Raw genomic sequence first — 6309 nt, 5'->3', positions numbered from 1 at the left:
GCCCGGCAACCGACTCCGCATCCAACAGCTCACGCTGATCCTCAGAATGCCCCTGCATCCATTAATCATCTCGAGAACCCAGCCACAAACCCCGCCACCACGCCGGATTAATTCAGCAGACTCCTAGTACTTCATCGTGCCGCGGTCCACCGCGATCTGCGAGCCCGAGATCGTGGCCGACGCGTCGCTGGCCAGCCAGGCCACCACCTCGGCGACCTCCTCGGCCGTCATGAACTCCTGCAGGCCCGGCTTGCCGTCGCGCGCCACCGGTTTGAACGGCATCGGGGCGAAGCTGTGCAGAAAGGTCGGGTACTTCGAGAAGATCTGCATCATCGCGTCCTTCTCGATCATCGGGGTGTCGATGGAGTACGGATGGATGGAGTTCACCCGGATACCGAACTCCCCGGCCTCCAGGGCCAGCGCGTTCGTCAGCGCCACCAGCCCGTGCTTGGACGCCGCGTAGTGCGCGTTGCCCGGGGTGGCCTTCAACCCGGCCGACGAACTGACGATGACAATCGAGCCGCCGTTGCCCGCCTCGATCATCGCCGGCACCGCGGCGCGGATGGTGCGCCAGGTGCCGTTGAGGTTGACGTCGACGACGGCGTCCCACTGCTCCGCCGACATCTCCCAGATGCGGCCCCAGCTCAACACCCCGGCGTTGGCCACCACGATGTCCAGCCGGCCGAACTGCTCGACGGCATCGGCGACCAGCTGCTGCTGGGCGGCCAGGTCACGGATGTCGACCTCACGGGCGAGCACCTTGCGACCGGTCGCCTCGACCAGACGCACGGTCTCGGCCAGGTCTTCCGCCGTCGGCATCGCATAGGTGACGGTCTCCGAGATCGGTTTACAGACGTCGATCGCGACGATGTCGGCGCCGTCGGTCGCCAACCGGACCGCGTGCGCGCGGCCCTGACCGCGCGCGGCTCCGGTGATCAGCGCGACGCGACCTTCGAGGGGTGCACCTGATGCCATGGGGATCAGGTTAACAGCAGAATTAGAACGTGTTCTAGAGTCCGGTGATCACAGGTCCGCGATGATCTGCCTGCGCTTGGCGGCGTACTCGTCGTCGGTGATCGAACCGGTGGCGCGCAACGTGTCCAGCTGCTGAAGGCGTTGCGCGACGGTTGGTTCCGCGGCCGGCGGAGCATAGGTCCCGCCCGCCGGAACCGGCGGCGGCACCTGGGCGGCGGCGTGCCGGACGATGGTTTGCACCTGCTGGCGCGCCGCGGGATTGGACCGTAGGTCGATCATGCTGTCCACGCCGATGCCGTGGGCCTTGAGCACCTGCAGGATCTCCATCAGCGCCTCGGTCTGGCCGGTCAGGTCGTAGGTCCGGTTGTCGTCGGCGATGCTGAAGGTCGCGGGCATCATCCCGCTCACCAGAGCGCTACGCTCCCAGTCGATCTGGTAGTCGTTCGTGGTGGGGTCCACCAGCACGGCGAGCTTGCGGCTCGTGATCATCGGTAGCCGGCTCACCGACGCGACGACCTGATCCTGCGTCGAGAACGGCGTGATGCCCGGTCCGGACACCTGCAGGTCGAGCTTGACCAGCGGCTGATCGTTGATCCGGGTGTTGGTCTCGTGGATGCCGACGACCTGGCCCAGGGCCAGCACGCCGGAGGCCTCCAGCGCCTGTTTCTTCGCCGCGGAGCGGATGCCGAGGTTGGTGATCACCAACGCGATCAGCACGTCGACGGCGGTGATCAGAAGACCGACCCAAAACATCCACTTCATCAGCGGGTCGCCGCTGGTCGCGAAGTAGATCACCAGGAAAATCGGACCGACGATGCCGCAGAGCAGCACGAAGAGCTGAACCTTCACATATCGCCAGAAAGTCGACATGCGGTGATTATGACCGCAGAACGGGTCAGGAGCCTGCGGTTACCTGCACAGGAGCCGCTGGGGCGGGCAGCACGGGGGCGCTGGGCGCCGGCGCATGGGCCACAAGCTGGTACAGCGGCATCGTCCACGGATCCATCGCGCTGGCCCGGCGGGCGTAGCTGGTGTGGACCGCGACCGCCGCCGGATTCATCTCGTCGTCGGCGTCGGGGTCGTAGTCGCACACCGCGTCACCGAGGTCGCACACGCTGATCGTCCGGGCTCCCATCGTGGGCGGCAGCGGCGCGGGCGCATGGGCGAGGATCGGCCAGTCCTGGGCCACACCCTTGCCCGCGCCCGGGACGGACACCACCGAGCCGATATTGACGGTCGGATCCTGCGGCAGCCGGTCGCCGTCGGCGACGAGCAGCGCGGCGGCAAGGTTCGGGCTGGCATCGAGAGAATGCAGATTGCGGTGCACCACCATGGCGCCCTGCGAGTAGCCGGCCAGCACCACCTGGGTGGACGGGCACTGCGCGACGAACGCCTGGTACTGCTGGCCCAGTGCGACCGTGCCGGTGTCGACGCTGCCGATGAAACCGGCCCAGTCCAGGATGCCGCCGTCTTCGGGCACCTCGGTGGCGGGATAGTTCACGGCCTCGGCGGTGATCGTCCGGCCGGTCTGCTGCACCAGCGAGGCGAAGTCGCGGTAGGACTTGTACACGACCCGCCCCATGCCCGCGTCGGCGGACAGGTCACCGGCGCGCTCGCCGGAACCGGCGGCGCCGATCCAGTGGACATCGGGACAGGCGGGCTGGGCGGATGCCGTACCGGCCGTCAGGCCCATGATGGCAGCGCCGCCGAGAACGGCGGCGCCCGCGACTGCGGCAATGCCAGAACTGCTCACTACGAACCTCTTCACTTCGAACCCGGCCGACCCCTCGACAGCCGTCGCACCATACATCGGACTTGTCGGCGGGGGCGTTACACGGCTTCCCCCACACAAAAGTGGCGCCCACCCGTTCGGGTGAGCGCCACTTTCGTTGGCTGAGCGTCAGATCACTTGATGATCTTGGTAACCCGGCCGGCGCCGACGGTACGGCCGCCCTCGCGGATCGCGAAGCGCAGGCCCTCGTCCATGGCGACGGGCTGGATCAGCTTGACGGAGATGTCGGTGTTGTCACCGGGCATCACCATCTCGGTGCCCTCGGGCAGGGTCACCACGCCGGTCACGTCCGTGGTCCGGAAGTAGAACTGCGGACGGTAGTTGTTGAAGAACGGCGTGTGGCGGCCGCCCTCGTCCTTGGACAGGATGTAGACGCTGCCCTCGAACTCGGTGTGCGGGGTGGTGGTGCCGGGCTTGACCACAACCTGGCCACGCTCGACGTCCTCGCGCTTGATGCCGCGCAGCAGCAGACCGACGTTGTCACCGGCCTGGCCCTGATCGAGCAGCTTGCGGAACATCTCGACACCGGTGACCGTGGTCTTGGTGGTGTCGGGACGGATGCCGACGATCTCGACTTCCTCGTTCACGTTGATGATGCCGCGCTCGACGCGACCGGTGACCACGGTGCCGCGGCCGGTGATCGTGAAGACGTCCTCGACGGGCATCAGGAACGGCTTCTCGGTCTCGCGGACCGGATCCGGGATCGACTCGTCGACGGCCTCCATGAGCTCCTCGACCGACTTGACCCACTTCTCGTCGCCCTCGAGCGCCTTGAGCGCCGAGACCTTGACGACCGGGGCTTCCTCGTCGAAGTCCTGGGCGGCCAGCAGCTCGCGGACCTCCATCTCGACGAGCTCGATGAGCTCCTCGTCGTCGACCATGTCGGCCTTGTTCAGAGCCACCAGGATGTAAGGCACGCCGACCTGGCGGGCCAGCAGCACGTGCTCGCGGGTCTGCGGCATCGGGCCGTCAGTGGCGGCGACCACCAGGATCGCGCCGTCCATCTGGGCGGCACCGGTGATCATGTTCTTGATGTAGTCAGCGTGACCGGGGGCGTCGACGTGTGCGTAGTGACGCTTGTCGGTCTGGTACTCCACGTGGGAGATGTTGATGGTGATACCGCGCTGACGCTCCTCGGGCGCATTGTCGATCTGGTCGAATGCGCGCGACTCGTTCAAATCGGGGTACTTGTCGTGCAGAACCTTGGTGATTGCTGCAGTCAGCGTGGTCTTGCCGTGGTCAACGTGACCGATGGTCCCGATGTTGACGTGCGGCTTCGTCCGCTCGAACTTCGCCTTCGCCACTTCTGTGTCCTCCTGGACTGTGTTGGTGCTTTGGTTAAAGCAGGTTGGTTTCTTCAGTTGTGGTCCGAAGACCCGGGCCAGATTACTGACCCGTGGCCTTCGCGATGATCTCCTTCGACACGTTCGCCGGAACCTCGGCGTACGAGTCGAACACCATGGAGTAGTTCGCCCGGCCCTGGGTCTTCGACCGAAGGTCGCCGACGTAGCCGAACATCTCCGAGAGGGGAACCTGTGCCTTGACGACACGGGCACCGCTCCGCTCCTCCATGGCCTGGATCTGACCACGGCGGGAGTTCAGGTCGCCGATCACGTCGCCCATGTAATCCTCGGGCGTGGTGACCTCGACGGCCATGATGGGCTCCAGGATGACGGGCTGCGCAGCCTGCGCGGCCTTCTTCAGCACCTGGGAGCCGGCCACCTTGAACGCCATTTCCGACGAGTCGACCTCGTGGAACGCGCCGTCAAGCAGGGTGACCTTCACGTTGACCAGCGGGTAGCCGGCGAGCACGCCGTACTGCATCGCGTCCTGCGCACCGGCATCCACCGACGGGATGTACTCGCGCGGGATGCGGCCACCGGTGACCTTGTTCTCGAACTCGTAGGTGGCACCGTCCTCGCCGCTGAACGGCTCGAGGTCGATGAGCACCTTCGCGAACTGACCGGAGCCACCCGTCTGCTTCTTGTGGGTGTACTCGACCTTCTCGACCTTGCGGCGGATGGTCTCGCGGTAGGCCACCTGCGGCTTGCCGACGTTGGCCTCGACCTTGAACTCGCGGCGCATGCGGTCGACCAGGATGTCCAGGTGGAGCTCGCCCATGCCGCCGATGACGGTCTGGCCGGTCTCCTGGTCCAGGTGCACCTTGAAGGTCGGGTCCTCTTCGGCGAGCTTCTGGATCGCGGTGCCCAGCTTCTCCTGGTCGCTCTTGGTCTTGGGCTCGATGGCGACCTCGATGACCGGATCCGGGAACGTCATCGACTCCAGCACGATCTGGTCGTTGGGGTCGCTCAACGTGTCACCGGTGGTGGTGTCCTTGAGCCCGATCACGGCGTAGATGTGACCGGCACTGGCCGTGTCCACCGGGTTTTCTTTGTTGGAGTGCATCTGGAACAGCTTGCCCAGCCGCTCCTTCTTGCCCTTGGTCGAGTTGACGACCTGCGAACCGGAGTCGACCTTGCCCGAGTACACGCGCACGTAGGTCAGCTTGCCGAAGAACGGGTGCGTGGCGACCTTGAAGGCCAGGCCGGAGAACGGCTCGTCGGCGGACGGCTTGCGCGAGATGATCTCGTCTTCCTTGCCCGGGACGTGGCCTTCGGCGGCCGGAACGTCCAGCGGGGTCGGAAGGTAGTCGATGACCGCGTCGAGCATGGGCTGCACGCCCTTGTTCTTGAACGCGGAACCGCACAGCACCGGGTAGCCCTGGCTCGTCACAGTCAGCTTGCGCAGACCGCCCTTGATCTCCTCGACCGTGAGCTCTTCGCCACCCAGGTACTTCTCCATGAGGTCGTCGTCGGTCTCGGCGATGGCCTCGATCATCGCGGTGCGGTATTCCTCGGCCTTCTCCTGAAGGTCGGCGGGGATGTCGACGACGTCGTACTTCTCGCCGAGCTTGGTCTCGCCGCGCCACACCTTGGCCTTCATCTCGACCAGGTCGACGACGCCCTCGAAGTCACCCTCGGAGCCGATCGGCAGCTGGATCGGGACGACGTTCGCGCCGAGGCGGTCCTTCATCGTCTGCACCGAGAAGTAGAAGTCGGCGCCCAGCTTGTCCATCTTGTTGACGAAGCAGATGCGCGGCACGTCGTACTTGTCGGCCTGACGCCAGACCTGCTCGGACTGCGGCTCGACACCCTCCTTGCCGTCGAACACCGCGACCGCGCCGTCGAGGACGCGCAGCGAGCGCTCCACCTCGACGGTGAAGTCGACGTGGCCGGGGGTGTCGATGATGTTGATCTGGTTGTCGTTCCAGAAGCAGGTGGTGGCAGCCGAGGTGATGGTGATACCCCGCTCCTGCTCCTGCTCCATCCAGTCCATGGTGGCGGCACCGTCGTGCACCTCACCGATCTTGTAGGAGATACCGGTGTAGAAGAGGATGCGTTCGGTCGTCGTCGTCTTGCCGGCATCGATGTGCGCCATGATGCCGATATTGCGGACCTTGGTGAGGTCGGTGAGCACGTCCTGTGCCACGGAAGTCTTCTCTCTCGCTTGATCGTTGCTGTTGTCAGCTGTGGTTACTCACG

5 protein-coding genes are annotated in these 6309 nt (G+C 65.5%); all 5 read right to left on the bottom strand.

Features of this window, described 5'->3' with window-relative positions; all coding sequences use genetic code 11:
• Positions 1–123 precede the first annotated feature (123 nt).
• Entirely contained in the window at positions 124–975 is an 852-nt protein-coding gene (locus tag ACXMYJ_RS09635) for a mycofactocin-coupled SDR family oxidoreductase (RefSeq protein WP_460355712.1), read from the bottom strand.
• A gap of 48 nt (positions 976–1023) precedes the next feature.
• The gene (locus ACXMYJ_RS09630; protein WP_460355710.1) at positions 1024–1845 is read right to left on the bottom strand and encodes an SHOCT domain-containing protein; all 822 of its coding nucleotides are present in this window, start codon (positions 1843–1845) and stop codon (positions 1024–1026) included.
• Positions 1846–1870: 25 nt separating this feature from the next.
• The gene (locus ACXMYJ_RS09625) at positions 1871–2668 is read right to left on the bottom strand and encodes a cutinase family protein (protein ID WP_460355723.1); all 798 of its coding nucleotides are present in this window, start codon (positions 2666–2668) and stop codon (positions 1871–1873) included.
• Positions 2669–2880: 212 nt separating this feature from the next.
• Entirely contained in the window at positions 2881–4071 is a 1191-nt protein-coding gene (gene tuf, locus ACXMYJ_RS09620) for an elongation factor Tu (RefSeq protein WP_067961228.1), read from the bottom strand.
• 82 nt (positions 4072–4153) lie between these two features.
• A complete protein-coding gene (fusA, locus tag ACXMYJ_RS09615; protein ID WP_460355706.1) occupies positions 4154–6256 on the bottom strand; it encodes an elongation factor G in 2103 nt (700 codons plus the stop codon).
• Between the last annotated feature and the right edge of the window lie 53 nt (positions 6257–6309).

This window comes from Mycobacterium sp. ZZG, assembly GCF_054786995.1.
The sequence above is the reverse complement of the archived record's forward strand: the minus strand, read 5'-3'. Positions and strand labels throughout refer to the sequence as shown.

Bases quoted from the DNA above. Each gene is read 5' to 3' on its own strand.
- ACXMYJ_RS09635 (WP_460355712.1), bottom strand. From the start codon at position 975: ATGGCATCAGGTGCACCCCTCGAAGGTCGCGTCGCGCTGATCACCGGA.
- ACXMYJ_RS09630 (WP_460355710.1), bottom strand. From the start codon at position 1,845: ATGTCGACTTTCTGGCGATATGTGAAGGTTCAGCTCTTCGTGCTGCTC.
- ACXMYJ_RS09625 (WP_460355723.1), bottom strand. From the start codon at position 2,668: ATGGGCCTGACGGCCGGTACGGCATCCGCCCAGCCCGCCTGTCCCGAT.